The sequence below is a fragment of the Cohnella nanjingensis genome, assembly GCF_014212125.1.
Taxonomy (GTDB): Bacteria; Bacillota; Bacilli; order Paenibacillales; family Paenibacillaceae; genus Cohnella; species Cohnella nanjingensis.
Genome location: NZ_JACJVP010000030.1, coordinates 114,968 through 128,775, shown reverse-complemented (window position 1 = coordinate 128,775; position 13,808 = coordinate 114,968). Strand labels below are relative to the sequence as shown.

General features: G+C 59.5%; 11 protein-coding genes and 1 pseudogene. All 12 read left to right on the top strand.

Annotated features, from left to right (window positions below):
• Nucleotides 1-24: 24 nt before the first annotated feature.
• Nucleotides 25-1,452: an aspartate ammonia-lyase gene (gene aspA, locus H7C19_RS18965; RefSeq protein ID WP_185670617.1), complete on the top strand. Its 1,428-nt coding sequence runs from the start codon at nucleotides 25-27 to the stop codon at nucleotides 1,450-1,452.
• 94 nt (nucleotides 1,453-1,546) lie between these two features.
• Nucleotides 1,547-1,837: a DUF3817 domain-containing protein gene (locus tag H7C19_RS18960; RefSeq protein WP_185670616.1), complete on the top strand. Its 291-nt coding sequence runs from the start codon at nucleotides 1,547-1,549 to the stop codon at nucleotides 1,835-1,837.
• A gap of 242 nt (nucleotides 1,838-2,079) precedes the next feature.
• Nucleotides 2,080-3,012, top strand: coding sequence for an aldo/keto reductase (locus tag H7C19_RS18955; protein WP_185670615.1), 933 nt, complete (start codon nucleotides 2,080-2,082; stop codon nucleotides 3,010-3,012).
• Nucleotides 3,013-3,184: 172 nt separating this feature from the next.
• Nucleotides 3,185-3,420, top strand: a pseudogene (locus H7C19_RS35735) (Gfo/Idh/MocA family oxidoreductase); the annotation flags it as partial.
• Nucleotides 3,421-3,432: 12 nt separating this feature from the next.
• Nucleotides 3,433-4,044: a Gfo/Idh/MocA family protein gene (locus H7C19_RS18950; RefSeq protein ID WP_376775386.1), complete on the top strand. Its 612-nt coding sequence runs from the start codon at nucleotides 3,433-3,435 to the stop codon at nucleotides 4,042-4,044.
• Between the two features lie 71 nt (nucleotides 4,045-4,115).
• Nucleotides 4,116-4,838, top strand: a complete 723-nt coding sequence (locus tag H7C19_RS18945; RefSeq protein WP_185670614.1) for a type 1 glutamine amidotransferase domain-containing protein — start codon at nucleotides 4,116-4,118, stop codon at nucleotides 4,836-4,838.
• Nucleotides 4,822-5,124 (top strand): hypothetical protein, encoded by a 303-nt coding sequence (locus H7C19_RS35730; RefSeq protein ID WP_246469602.1) that lies wholly within the window; start codon nucleotides 4,822-4,824, stop codon nucleotides 5,122-5,124. Before H7C19_RS18945 ends, H7C19_RS35730 begins: the two co-directional genes overlap by 17 nt.
• A 125-nt stretch (nucleotides 5,125-5,249) precedes the next feature.
• Nucleotides 5,250-7,007 (top strand): family 10 glycosylhydrolase, encoded by a 1,758-nt coding sequence (locus H7C19_RS18935; RefSeq protein WP_185670613.1) that lies wholly within the window; start codon nucleotides 5,250-5,252, stop codon nucleotides 7,005-7,007.
• A gap of 866 nt (nucleotides 7,008-7,873) precedes the next feature.
• Entirely contained in the window at nucleotides 7,874-9,355 is a 1,482-nt protein-coding gene (zwf, locus tag H7C19_RS18930; RefSeq protein WP_185670612.1) for a glucose-6-phosphate dehydrogenase, read from the top strand.
• Nucleotides 9,356-9,474: 119 nt separating this feature from the next.
• Complete coding sequence (gnd, locus tag H7C19_RS18925) at nucleotides 9,475-10,908, top strand: NADP-dependent phosphogluconate dehydrogenase (RefSeq protein WP_185670611.1); 1,434 nt, start codon at nucleotides 9,475-9,477, stop codon at nucleotides 10,906-10,908.
• A 403-nt stretch (nucleotides 10,909-11,311) separates the two neighbouring features.
• Nucleotides 11,312-12,538, top strand: coding sequence for a formaldehyde dehydrogenase, glutathione-independent (gene fdhA, locus H7C19_RS18920; protein WP_185670610.1), 1,227 nt, complete (start codon nucleotides 11,312-11,314; stop codon nucleotides 12,536-12,538).
• A gap of 92 nt (nucleotides 12,539-12,630) precedes the next feature.
• Nucleotides 12,631-13,539 (top strand): NHL repeat-containing protein, encoded by a 909-nt coding sequence (locus tag H7C19_RS18915; RefSeq protein WP_185670609.1) that lies wholly within the window; start codon nucleotides 12,631-12,633, stop codon nucleotides 13,537-13,539.
• Nucleotides 13,540-13,808: the final 269 nt, after the last annotated feature.

Below are 13,808 nucleotides of genomic sequence, written 5' to 3'. Positions count from 1 at the left end.
CGGCCCCATGAAGGAGGCGTACGGATGTCATACCGGATCGAGAGAGACTTTCTAGGCGAGAAGCAAGTGCCGCAAGACGCGTACTACGGCATCCAGACGCTGCGCGCGGTGGAGAACTTCCCGATTACCGGCGTCCCGATTCACTTCGAGCTGATCGTCGCCTTGGCGCACGTGAAGAAAGCGGCGGCGCAAGCGAACGCGGCGACGCACATGCTGCCGGCGCCGATCATGCAGGCGATCGTTCAAGCGGCGGACGAGGTGGCCGGCGGCCAATGGGCCGACCAATTCATCGTCGACTCTATCCAGGGCGGCGCAGGCACGTCTATCAATATGAATATGAACGAAGTGCTCGCCAACCGAGCGCTGGAGATTATGGGCCGCGAGAAGGGCGATTATTTCTACTGCAATCCGAACAACCATGTGAATATGTCCCAATCGACCAACGACGCGATCCCGACCGCGCTCAAGATCGCCGCGCACCGGCTGGCGGATCGCCTGCTAGAGACGCTGGGCACGCTGCAGGCCGGCTTCGCCGCGAAGCAGCAGGCATTCGACGACGTCATCAAGATGGGGCGGACCCACCTGCAGGATGCGGTCCCCATCCGTCTGGGCCAGGAGTTCGGCGCCTACGCGGCGGTCGTCGGCCGGGATATCAAGCGCATCTCGAGCGCGACGGCCCATCTGCTGCCCGTGAATATGGGGGCGACCGCCGTCGGGACAGGCTTGAACGCGAAACCCGAATACATCCGCGAAGTCGTCCGGCTGCTCGCCGAGGATCTGCGGATTCCGATCGAATCGGCCGCGGATCTGGTCGACGCGACGCAGAATACCGACGCGTACACCGAGCTGTCCGCTTCGCTCAAAGTATGCGCAGTCAATCTGTCCAAGATCTGCAACGACATCCGCTTGATGGCGTCCGGTCCGCGCACCGGTCTTAGCGAGCTGTCGCTGCCCGCGCGGCAGCCCGGCTCCTCGATCATGCCGGGCAAGGTGAATCCCGTCATGGCCGAGGTCGTCAACCAGACGGCCTTCCAGGTAATGGGGAACGATCACACGATCTGCCTCGCTTCGGAAGCGGGCCAGTTCGAATTGAACGTCATGGGTCCCGTCATCGCGTTCAATCTGCTCCAATCGCTCAAGATTCTGCGCAACGCGATCGACGTCTTCGTCCGCTACGCGCTGGAAGGCATGGAGGCTAACCGCGACCGGTGCCGGACCTACGTGAGCAACAGCTTCGGCATCGTGACGGCGCTGAATCCCCATCTCGGCTACGAGGTGGCGGCGGGTCTAGTGAAGGAAGCGCTCAAGACGGGGATGACCGTTCAGGATCTCATCCTGGAACGCAGCCTCCTCACGAAGGAAGAGATGGACGTCATCCTCGATCCCGTTCAGATGACGACGCCGGGCATCGCCGGCGAATGGCTGATCGGACACAATGGCGACACAGATTAACGCCCGAACGAAGCAACCGCGAGGTTGCTTTTTTGTATAATTAAATAGGTACTTCGTTACTTTTAATTATTCAAACCTAGAAAGAGGTTGCGCCATGTTCAGCAACGCCGTTCGCGCCCTTCGCAAGATCGGGATCGCGGAAGGGATCTCCTTCCTCGTCCTGCTCCTCATCGCCATGCCGTTAAAGTATTGGGCGGACATGCCGATCATGGTCCAAATCGTCGGTTCGATCCACGGATTCCTGTTCGGCGCCTACCTCATCGCATTGCTCGTCGTGTGGATCCGCCGCCGATGGTCGTTTTGGCGCGTGCTGGTCGCGGGAATCGCGTCGCTGCTGCCCTTCGGCACGTTCGTCTTGGACCGGCGTCTGCGCAAGGAAGAGTAACGATACACTAGGCGTGACCTGTCATCCTCCTACTTTCGGAGATAACATCGGCACAGCTTCAAACGCCTCTGCGGTTTTAAAACAGGCGGGGGACGTTTGCCTTCCCGAGGCGGGTGAGCCGGAAGCGGCTGCCCTCTCGACATTTGCGGCGGTCGATTTCGCGCGCGCCGTTTCCATAAACGCGCGTTTTTAGATACAATGGATCTATCCGGCGCGTTAGGCGCAAATGGGAGGAGAGCGAGATGGAGAAGACGGTGCTGGGACGGACGGGCCTGGAAGTGACGAAGCTGGGCTACGGGGCGATGGAGATTCGCGGTCCCCGGGTGTGGAACGGACGTCCCGTGTCGGACGAGGACGCGAGGCGCATCTTGAACGAGGTGCTGGACGCCGGCATTAACTTTATCGATACTTCCTACGATTACGGCCGCAGCGAAGAGCTGATCGGCCAATTCATCAGCCGTCGGCGCGATTCGTACATCCTCGCGACCAAGTGCGGATGCACGCTCGTCGATCATGGCGACCATGACGAGACGCCGCATGTTTGGACGAGGGACAATCTGCTGCACAACATCGAGACGAGCCTGCGCCGCATGAAGACGGACTATGTCGATCTGCTGCAACTGCACGGACCGACCGTTCAACAAGCGGAAGACGGCCGATTGATCGAAGTGCTGAAGGAGATCCAAGCTTCCGGCAAAGCGCGTTGGATCGGCATCTCCAGCTACTTGCCTCATCTGCCCGATTACATCGCGACCGGCGCGTTCGATACGTACCAGATCCCGTATTCGGCCTTGGAGCGGGCGCACGAGAACTTGATCGGCGCAGCGGCGGCGACGGGCGCGGGCGCGATCATTCGGGGCGGCGTCGGTCAAGGAGAGCCGGGCGCGGGACGCGGTCTCGCTGATCGCTGGACGCATTGGGAGGCGGCGAAGCTGGACGAGCTGCGCGAGGAAGGCGAGAGCCGTACGGGCTTCATGCTACGGTTCACGCTGACCCATCCGAACCTGTCTACGACGATCGTCGGGACGAAGAATCCGGCGCATCTGCACGAGAATATCCGCGACGCGGCGAGAGGCAAGCTGCCGGCGGACGTCTATGCCGAAGCGAAGCGCCGGTTGGATGCGGCCGGCTGCGCGCCTTTGACGCCGGCGGCAGCGGAGCGCGTCGAGCCGTGATGTGCAAGCGGAAGACGGTCGGTTGATCGAGGTGCTACCCTACTTTACAGGAATGAACGCCTCGTGGAAAAGACAGCCAGAGACCGAATGGGGAGTGTAGGGATTGACGACCAGAATCGGAATCATCGGACTTGGCGATATTGCGCGCAAAGCGTATCTGCCCGTCCTGGGCATGCATGAAAAGGTCGAGATTGCCGCCATCATGAGCCGATCCGCCGAGACGGTCGAGCGGGTCGGCCGGCTATACCGCATCCCGTCGGCTTTTACGGATCGGGACACGTTCCTGCGCACGGAGATGGACGCCGTGTTCTCCATTCGCCGACCGAAACGCACGAAGAAGTCGTGACGGCCTGCCTCGAACGCGGCCTGCACGTCTACGTCGACAAGCCGTTGTCGTACGATATCGCGGCTTCGGAGCGAATGGCCGAATTGGCGTCGAAGCGTGGACTGCTGCTGGCGGTGGGCTTCAACCGGCGATTTGCCCCGATGTACGCCGAAGCGAAGGCGTGGATGCAGGAAGCGGGCGGCTTCGACTTCTGCGTCGCGCAGAAGCATCGGACGAGGCAGCAGAGCTTGCAGGCGAAGATGACTTTGTACGACGATCTCATTCATATGCTCGATCTGCTCCTGTGGCTAGGCGCGGAGCCTGCGGAAGTGTCGGCCTACGCGCAGGAGACGAGCGCCGACGGCCGGCTGCTGCATGCTTCGGGCAGCTTGCGGATGGGCGCGCGTGCCGCCGTCTTCAGCATGAACCGGCGAGCCGGTGGCGATCTGGAGCGAGTTGAACTGCATGGCGGCGGCCGGTCCGCGGAGATTCTGAACCTGGAGTCCGCGGTGTGGCGCGACCGTGAGCAGGGAGAGACGCGCAAAGCGTTCGGCGGTTGGCAGACGATCGCGCATCGTCGCGGGTTCGAAGGCGCGATCGCGCATTTCTTGGGCTCGCTGGCCGCTCCGGACCGATGCGATATCCGGGCGGATCGCGTCCTGGACGCGCATCGGCTCGTCGAACAACTGAGCGATTGGCGGGGTTGAGCGAAATCGGATTCTTCCGACTCTCGCGGGGGTAAGGATTAGTTATCTTACCTTTAAGGGAGTGAAGCCTCATGAACGCGAAAAAAGTACTGGCGGTCGTCTCGAACGGACATCGGATGGATAACGGCCAAATGGCGGGCGTCTGGTTCTCCGAGTTGGCGGAGCCGTTGACGGCGTTTGTCGCCCAAGGTTTGGAAGTCACGGTGGCCAGTCCGCGCGGCGGGGCATGTCATATCGATCCCGCCAGCTTGAAGGGCGGGGATCCGGAGTGCGCGGAGGAGACCAAAAACCTGCTTCGCCATACGCTAGCGTTGTCCCAGGCGAAGGCGTCGGATTACGACGGCATCTTTCTCTGCGGCGGTCATGGGGCGATGTTCGACTTCCCCCAGGACGTCCAGCTGCAGAATCTGCTGACGGACTTCTCGACCTCGGCGAAGCCGATCGGCGCCGTCTGTCACGGCGTGGCCGGCCTGGTCGGCGCGAAGCTCGACAAAGGCAATTGGCTCGTGGAAGGCCGGACGGTGACGGGGTTCACGAACGCCGAAGAAGCCGAGACGGGCAAAGCGGACGAGATGCCGTTCCTGCTGGAGACGAAGCTTCGCGAGCTGGAAGCGCATTTTATGACCAAGCCGAACGGTGAGGATCATGTCGAAGTGGACGGAGGGCTCGTCACCGGACAGAATCCGCAATCCGCCGCCAGCACGGCGCGCGAGTTCGCGAAGCTGGTCAACGAATCGGACCGCGGAATTCATGCGCGTCCGGCAGGGGGGATCTTGGATGAAAGATCTGAATGAAGCCCGGCTGGCGAAGCTGAAGGAGATGCTGCTGCGGGAGAAAAGCGAGCTCGAAAGACACTTCGCGCAGGCGTCCGACGCGAGACGGACGGCTGACGGTCCGGTCGAAGAGCGCGTCATGACGCCGCCGCCATCCGGCGCGGGCGCGGACCGCCGGCGCCAAGCCGGACGATTCGACGACGCGGGCGCCTGGGAGGCGGTGGAGGAATACGGCAATTCGTCTGACGCGGTTTCGCCATCCGAGCCTGAATCCGAGGCGGCGGCTGCAAGAGAAGTGAACGAATGACAAGGTACGGTCGAATGAGGAGTTTCTCATTCGGCCGTTTTCGCGTTTTCTAGCAACCATCTCCCCATATTTACGTCTAATAGATACGCGCAATGATATCTCATAGGCTTGGAGGATTTGGGTTCATGAAAGTTCGGAAGTGGATCGCGTTACCGTTGGTGCTAGCACTTTGTATGCTGTCGTTCGGAATACCGGCGCAAGCCGCGGCCGTCAAGGCCATCACGCTCTATCTCGACGGAAAGCGGATTCAGACCGACGTCGCGCCTTACATTCTTCCGAAGGTGAACGTCACGATGGTGCCGATCCGCGTCGTGAGCGAAGGTCTTGGCGCGAATGTCGACTGGTCCGGCAAGACGAAGACCGCGACCATCACGCAAGGCGGAACGAAGATCACGATGACGAGCGGCCAGAAGTTCGCATCCGTGAACGGAAGCCGGGTCGCCCTCGATGCGTCGGTGGAGAACAAATTGGGCCGCGTGACGGTACCGCTGCGTTTCGTAGGCGAGAGCCTGGGCCTGAAAGTGGATTGGGACGGGGTGGCCCGGACAATCTCTCTGTCGTCGAGCGGCAATCCGGATCCGGGAACGGGCACGGGCGGCGATCCCAGCGGCGGGAACGGCTCGGGCAATGGATCGGGTAACGGCTCCGGGAATGGTTCGGGCAATGGATCTGGCGGCGGCTCCGGAAACGGATCGGGCTCCGGTTCGGGCGGCGACAACGGCTCGGGCAACGGCGGCGGCAATGGCGGTCCTGTCGATCCGGGAACCGGGACCGGCGGCGGGGCGGTCAAAGGGCTGCGCGGCGCTTGGATCTCCAGCGTATTCAACCTCGATTGGCCATCGACCGCTACCTACGGGGATCCGTCGCTGCAGCAAGGAGAGTTCACCACGATGCTGGACCGCCTGCAAGGGATGGGGATGAACGCCGTTTTCCTGCAGGTCAGACCGGCTTCGGATGCTCTGTATCCTTCGGATCTGGTCCCCTGGTCGAAGGTGCTGACCGGCGTTCAAGGCGTAGATCCCGGATACGATCCGCTTGCGGTGCTGATCCAGGAGACGCACAAGCGCGGCATGGAGTTCCATGCCTGGTTCAACCCGTTCCGGGCGAATGTCGACACCAAGACGGACAAGCTCGCGTCGAACCACGTGGCGTTGAAGCATCCCGACTGGATCGTCGCTTCGGGCACGCAGCTCTATATCAATCCGGGCATCCCGGAAGCCAGGCAGCATATCATTGACGTCGTGATGGAAGTCGTCAAGAAATACGACATCGACGGCGTCCATCTGGACGATTACTTCTATCCGTCCAGCGGCGTATTCAGCGACGATGCGACCTTCGCGCTGTACAATCCGAAGTCCATCCTGCTGAAGGCGGACTGGCGGCGCGACAATATCAACACCTTTGTCCAGCAGCTCGGCGCTTCGATCCATCAAGCCAAACCGAAGGTCGAGTTCGGGATCAGCCCGTTCGGCGTCTGGCGCAACTTGGCGAAGGATCCGACCGGTTCCGACACCAAGGCCGGCGTAACGGCTTACGACAATATGTACGCCGACGTCCGCACCTGGATCCGCCAAGGCTGGATCGATTATGTAGCTCCGCAGATCTATTGGAGCCTTTCGTTCTCCACGGCCCGCTATGACAAATTGGTCGACTGGTGGTCAAACGAGGTGTCGGGCACCAATGTGAAACTGTACGTCGGCCACGCGCCATATAAGCTCGGGACGACGGAGACGGGCTGGCAGTCTTCGGACGAGATCGTGAATCAGCTCCGTTACAACGCGCGGAACGGCCGCGTCCAAGGCGACCTGTTCTTCAGCGCCAGACATTTGTTGACCAACACCCTCGGCGTCGGCCAGGCGCTCCAGAAGTATTATCAGCAATAATACGCAGAAGGATGAGATCCGTTTGGAGCGGGTTTCATCCTTCTTTTTTTCATGCGCCTAGTTTCGTTCCTCTCCGTTTGCACGCTATCCCGTTCGCTCAGGGAACAGTCCGCGTTGTATGTCGTTTACACGCTATCCCGTTCGCTCAGGAAGAGTTTACGCGTTGTGTGCCGTTTAGACGATATCCCGTTCGCTCAGGAACGGTGCCATTTATACAATATCCCCTTCGCTCAGAATTATTTTTTCGTACTTTGCTGTTTGCGCAATATCCCGCTCACTCAGGGAAGAAGACTTTTTGGCTCAGGGGATCAATAAGAAACCGACCTTGGAGAGTCAAGATCTTGATGCCAGCGGGAGGAAGAAAGTGATCTTGGTTTGTTTCAAATTGTCTTTTTCAGCAATTCAGCCAGAGTGAAAGGGATATCGTTCAAACGATTTACAGAGGGAGTATCAACCTGATCGAAAGGGATATCGTGCAAACGATATACTGAGAGAGCATCAACCTGATCGAAGGGGATATCGTTCAAATAGGATTCGGAGCTTGGCGTCGACCTGAGTGAAAGGGATACCGTTCGAATGCGATTCGAGGGGAACGTCATCCTGAGGGAAATGGATATCGTTCGAAGGCGATTCGAGGGAGAGCGTCGTCCTGATCGAAGGGGATATCGTTAAAACGGCGAACGCGAGGCCATTTCCCATGTCTCCGATGCGAGTCTCGGCCAGCGCAATGCGACTCCGAAATACCATTCATTGGATCTTCATCCGTTCTTCATCGAACCTTCATGAAAGTTCATGAAATAAGTGTTATTGTTTTGATTACAGTTACTTGATTATAGAAAACGAAGCATCGGATCGGAGGAGTCATCATGCAGGCATCCGCGTTTGTTCTGTTTGGCGCTACGGGGGATTTGGCGAAGCGCAAGATCTTCCCGGCTTTGTACAATTTGCACCTGGAGGGCAAGCTGCCCGAACGATTCGCCGTTTTCGCGCTGGGCCGCAAGCCTTTTAACGACGAATTATTCCGCGTGCACGTAGCCGAGTCGCTAGGGCGTTTCTCCCGGAAAGGCAAGGAGAACGCAGCGGCGATCGCAGACTTCGCGGCGCGCATTCAATATCACGTGCTGGACGCGCGCGATCCAGAGAGCTATATCCGGTTGAAGCATGCGGTCGAGAAGCGGGAAACGGAGCTCGGACTGCCGGGCAACCGGTTGTTCTATCTCTCCGTCGCGCCAGAGCACTTCGGGCCGATCGCCATGCATATCCGCGAGAGCGGACTAGGGAATGAGGACGGTCGGACGCGGCTCGTGATCGAGAAGCCGTTCGGCCACGATCTCGCCTCCGCGCGTTCGTTGAACGATACGCTGGGTCGCGCATTTCCGTCCGACGACATCTACTATATCGATCATTATCTAGGCAAGCCGATGGTGCAGAATCTGCAGGCATTGATCGCCTCCAACCCCGTCTTGAAAGCGGTGCTGAACAACCATTACGTCGCGAACGTGCAGATCACGGCCAGCGAGACGGTCGGCGTCGAGGCGCGTGCCGGCTACTACGACCAGGCCGGGGCGCTGCGCGACATGTTCCAGAATCATATGCTTCAATTGCTGATGATGACGGCAAGGCACTCCGAGGTCTATGACAAGCGCAAGATTATCGATTCGGTCTACCCCGTGAACAAGGATGAAGCGGCGAATCACATCGTGCGCGGACGATATGCCGCCGGAGAGATCGAAGGCAACGCTGTCCCGGGTTATCGCGACGAGCCGGGCGTCGATCCGCAATCGAACACGGACACCTACGTGGCGGCGCGGCTTCAGCTCGACGATCCGATCTGGCGCGGCGTACCTTTCTATATTCGCACGGGCAAAAGATTAAGCGAGAAGTCGACCCGCATCGTCTTCGTCTTCAAAAATCCGCTGGAGAGCCACTCCTCGGAAGATCCGGTGCGCAACTACCTGAGCATCAACATCCAACCGAATCAAAGCGTCGATTTCCAATTGAACTTGCATGGCCTGAACGGCGAGATTCAGCCCGTTCCGCTCCATTTCGCGACCGATGCCGAAGAGGTGCCCGAAGCGTACGAATTGTTGCTCTTCGATGCGCTGCACGGCGACCCGACGTTCTTCGCCCATTGGGACGAGATCGAGCTATCTTGGAAATGGGTTCAGCCGATCCTCGAAGCGTTCGAGGAGCGTATCGTGCCGCTGCATGCGTATCCGGCCGGATCGAACGGCCCGCTCGCGGCCGATCGCCTGCTGGCGGAGCAAGGCTTCGCATGGGTCGAGCATGGCCAAGGCCAAGCCGTGGAAGAAGAGACCATTGGAGAAAGTTTGGCTTATGTCTACTAACATTGATGCACAGATCGAGACGCTCCCTTCCATGCGATCCGTACGTAATCGAACGACGCCTTGAACGCGGAGAAGCCGGTTCCACCATGATTACGAATAGAGAGGAAGGTTATAAGCGGATGAGCAAAGCGCAAATCGGCGTGATCGGAATGGCTGAAATGGGTAAGAACTTGGCGTTGAACATCGAGAGCAGAGGATACGCCGTCGCGGTCTACAACCGTTCGCCTGAGAAAGTAACCGACATGCTGAAGGAAGCGGCGGGCAATCGAATTCTCGGCACTTATAGCCTGGAAGAATTCGTGGCCTCGCTCGAAACGCCGCGCAGAATCCTGATCATGGTTCAGGCGGGCCAAGCGACGGACGCGACGATCGAACAGCTGCGTCCGCTGCTGGCCCCCGGCGACCTCGTCATCGACGGCGGCAACGCCTACTTCGAAGACACGGCGCGGAGGAGCGCCGCGCTGGAGGCGGACGGGCTCCTGTTCATCGGCGCCGGCGTCTCCGGCGGCGAGGAGGGCGCGCTGAAGGGGCCGGCTATCATGCCGGGCGGCCAGCCTGAAGCGTACGCGCTCGTTCAGCCGATCCTGGAGGCGATCTCGGCGAAGGCGGACGGGGATCCGTGCTGCACGTACATCGGGCCGCAAGGCGCCGGACACTACGTGAAAATGGTGCATAACGGCATCGAATACGGCGACATGCAGCTGATCGGGGAAGCGTACGATCTGCTGCAGAACGCGCTCGGCATGGATGCCGACGAGCTGCATGCCACTTTCGCCGAATGGAACCGCGGAGAGCTCGACAGTTACCTCATGGAGATCACGGCCGACATCTTCACGAAGCGCGATCCGGATACGGGACGCCCGCTGGTGGACGTCATCCTCGATAAAGCGGGCCAGAAAGGCACCGGCAAATGGACGAGCCAAAACGCGCTCGATCTCGGCATGCCGCTGTCGGTCATCACGGAGTCCGTGTTCGCACGTTTCCTGTCGGCGATGAAGGACGAGCGGACGCGCGCGAGCCGTGTTCTGACCGGACCCGCGGCGACGCCGTCCGCCGGCGACCGCGGCGCCTTCGCGGAAGCGATCCGCCAGGCACTCTACGCGAGCAAGATCATCTCCTACGCGCAAGGCTTCGCCCAAATGAAGGCCGCGTCCGACGCTTACGGCTGGAACCTGAACTACGGCGGCATCGCGATGATTTTCCGCGGCGGCTGCATTATCCGCGCGCGTTTCCTGCAAAACATCAAAGCGGCTTTCGACCGCGACGGCGCGCTCGACAACCTGCTGCTCGATCCTTATTTCAAGGATGTGCTGGATCGCTACCAATCGTCCTTGCGCCAAGTCGTCGCCGCGGCCGTGGCGCGCGGCGTGCCGGTCCCGGCTTTCTCCGCAGCCGTCGCTTATTACGACAGCTACCGCGCGGAACGGCTGCCGGCCAACCTGCTGCAGGCACAGCGGGACTACTTCGGCGCGCACACGTACGAGCGGACCGACAAGCCCGGCGTTTATCACACGCAATGGTTCGCCAAGGAATCGCAAACTACGGAGGCGTAAGGCTCTAAACGAGCGATCCTATTCGGATCAAGTTGTAGGCGAACGATCTGGCATCAACAGCGAGAAGAGGGCTGCCCTGTCGCACTTGCGGCATCGGGCGGCCTTTTCTGTCGGCACCGCTCTATTTCGGCGGCGGATCGCGCGAACCGAGAGGCGCACAGGAGCGTCATGGCACGTCGCATTAGGAGCGGGCGAGCTTCTGATGCTCAGCGGGAAGACGTCAAAGTAGATGATGATGGATAAAAGGATAAAAGGCTTTCTATGTCCGACGCTTCTAGCTAACGCTGATGACGGTCCGCCCATATCGGCGTGCCCGAAGAAAATTGTCCCCTATCAACGCATTGCCGGATGTGCTACTATCTTGTTGAATTCGCTTGCATACCCGTATCGAGGAGGGATTGTATTGTCAGGTAACCGCGCGGTCGTCTATGTGAAACCGGGAGAAGTTCGAGTCGACGATATTAACTATCCGGATTTGGTGCTAAGGGACGGTCCGGGAGTGAACCCCCTCAACGTAGGAAGGAAATGCGATCACGGCGTTATTCTGAAAGTCGTCACCACTAACATTTGCGGAAGCGACCAACACATGGTACGCGGGCGCACGACCGCTCCGAGCGGTCTCGTGCTCGGCCATGAAATCACGGGCGAGGTTATCGAAGTCGGCCGCGACGTGGAGTTCATCAAGAAGGGCGACCTCGTGTCCGTGCCGTTCAACATCGCGTGCGGACGTTGCCGCAGCTGCAAAGAACGCCACACGCACGTCTGCGAGAACGTGAACCCAGACCGTCCGGGCTCGGCTTACGGTTACGTGGATATGGGGGGGTGGGTCGGCGGCCAATCGGAATACGTCATGGTGCCTTACGCGGATTTCCAATTGCTCAAGTTCCCGAACAAAGAGCAGGCGATGGAGAAAATCTTGGACCTCACGATGCTCTCCGACATCTTCCCGACCGGCTACCATGGTGCGGTCAGCGCGGGCGTCCGTCCGGGTTCGACCGTGTATATCGCAGGCGCGGGCCCTGTCGGATTGGCTGCGGCGCACTCCGCGCAACTGCTCGGCGCGGCGGTCGTCATTGTCGGCGACCTTAACGCGGAGAGGCTCGCGCAGGCGAGAAGTTTCGGCTGCGAGACGGTCAACTTGCGCGAGCATTCGAACCTGGGCGAGCAAATCGACCAAATCCTCGGCGTCCCGGAAGTCGATTGCGCCGTCGATTGCGTCGGGTTCGAGGCGTCCGGTCATGGCGCGAATGCCGGTGAGGCGCCGGCTACGGTGCTCAACGCCATTATGCAAGTGACGCGGTCGGGCGGACGCCTTGGCATCCCAGGCTTATACGTCACCGGCGACCCCGGCGCCGTCGACGAAGACGCGAAGATCGGCACGCTCAAGGTTCGTCTCGGTCTCGGCTGGGCGAAAGCGCATACGTTCGTCACCGGCCAGACGCCGGTCATGCAATACCACCGCGAACTCATGATCTCCATTCTGAGCGGCCGCGCGCAAATCGCCAAGGCTGTCAACGCGAAACGCATCACGCTCGACCAAGCCCCGGCGGCTTATAACGAGTTCGATAAAGGCGCCTCCAAGAAATTCGTCATTGATCCTCACGGTATGGTAAAGACCGGGAAGGAATAAGCCGATTAGGGCAAGCGAAAAGTTATTAAGACGCTGAAAACGCTATGAAAAAATAAGTTTCAATAGAGGATATGGAGGGGAATCTCATGCGCATGGGTAATGAAACTCGCAGCTATGAGGTCGTATCGAATTGGGCCAAGTTGCCGGAAGGACGCTCCTTCGGCTATACGCACGGCATCGAGGTCGACGCTAACAATCGCTATTATGTATTTCACACCGGTAGTCCGGCCATGTACGTATTCGACGAAGAGGGCAACTTCCTGAACGCTTGGGGCGAAGAATTCGCCGGAGGGGCACACGGTTGTTATTTGCACCGGGAAGCGGACGGCGAACGTTTTTATTTGACCGACACGGCACGCTCCGAAGTGATCAAGACCGATTTGGAAGGAAACGTGCTGCTGCGGATCGGCACGCCGGACTTGCCGGACGTCTACGACGCGGAGCGGCTGTTCGTCCCGACGGACGTCGCTGTCGGACCGGGCGGACTGATCTATGTCGCGGACGGTTATGGTCAAAGTTACATTCACGTTTACGATCAAGAGGGCCATTATATTAAATCATGGGGTGGCAAAGGCAACGGCGAAGGGCAGCTCGATTGCCCTCACGGTGTATCGGTCGACTACCGGCACGACGAGCCTGAAATCTACGTCGCGGACCGTGGCAACAACAGGATTCAGGTGTTCACTTTGGAAGGCCGGCACAAGCGCTTCGTGACCGAAGAGATGCGCATGCCGGACAGCTTCTTTTATTATGGCGACGAAGTCGTGTTCCCAGACTTGCTCAGCCGCGTCACAGTGTTGGACAAAGACGATAAGCTCATCGTGCATCTGGGAGACGATCCGGAAGCGTCCAAACAAGAGGGCTGGCCGAACTTGCCGAATGACTACTACCGCGCGGACCGTTTCAGCTCGCCGCACGGCGTGTGCGCAGATGCAGCCGGCAATCTTTACGTGGCGGAGTGGACGCAGGACGGCCGGGTCACGAAGCTCGTTCGCGGCTGATTCGCGGTATATACGATCTGCGATATCCATCGGACGGCGGCCCGGTGGCCCGTTCGCAGCCGGAGCATGCTGCGCGAGCTTCGCAACCGGCGGATCGCTAGCGTGAAACAGGTGCTGTACGCGGAGTGGTGCGAGGGCGAAGGTCTTTTATTGCAATCGAAATAGCGGCTAGAGCGGATTAGAAAAAGCGCCCGCAGCCGCTATTTTTCTTGCTTGTCCGTTTCATTATACGGTATAATTTGAACGCCAATATATAATAAGGAGTATGA

Coding starts and splice junctions, on each gene's coding strand:
- aspA (WP_185670617.1), top strand. CDS start 25: ATGTCATACCGGATCGAGAGAGACTTTCTAGGCGAGAAGCAAGTGCCG.
- H7C19_RS18960 (WP_185670616.1), top strand. CDS start 1,547: ATGTTCAGCAACGCCGTTCGCGCCCTTCGCAAGATCGGGATCGCGGAA.
- H7C19_RS18955 (WP_185670615.1), top strand. CDS start 2,080: ATGGAGAAGACGGTGCTGGGACGGACGGGCCTGGAAGTGACGAAGCTG.
- H7C19_RS18950 (WP_376775386.1), top strand. CDS start 3,433: ATGGCCGAATTGGCGTCGAAGCGTGGACTGCTGCTGGCGGTGGGCTTC.
- H7C19_RS18945 (WP_185670614.1), top strand. CDS start 4,116: ATGAACGCGAAAAAAGTACTGGCGGTCGTCTCGAACGGACATCGGATG.
- H7C19_RS35730 (WP_246469602.1), top strand. CDS start 4,822: ATGAAAGATCTGAATGAAGCCCGGCTGGCGAAGCTGAAGGAGATGCTG.
- H7C19_RS18935 (WP_185670613.1), top strand. CDS start 5,250: ATGAAAGTTCGGAAGTGGATCGCGTTACCGTTGGTGCTAGCACTTTGT.
- zwf (WP_185670612.1), top strand. CDS start 7,874: ATGCAGGCATCCGCGTTTGTTCTGTTTGGCGCTACGGGGGATTTGGCG.
- gnd (WP_185670611.1), top strand. CDS start 9,475: ATGAGCAAAGCGCAAATCGGCGTGATCGGAATGGCTGAAATGGGTAAG.
- H7C19_RS18915 (WP_185670609.1), top strand. CDS start 12,631: ATGGGTAATGAAACTCGCAGCTATGAGGTCGTATCGAATTGGGCCAAG.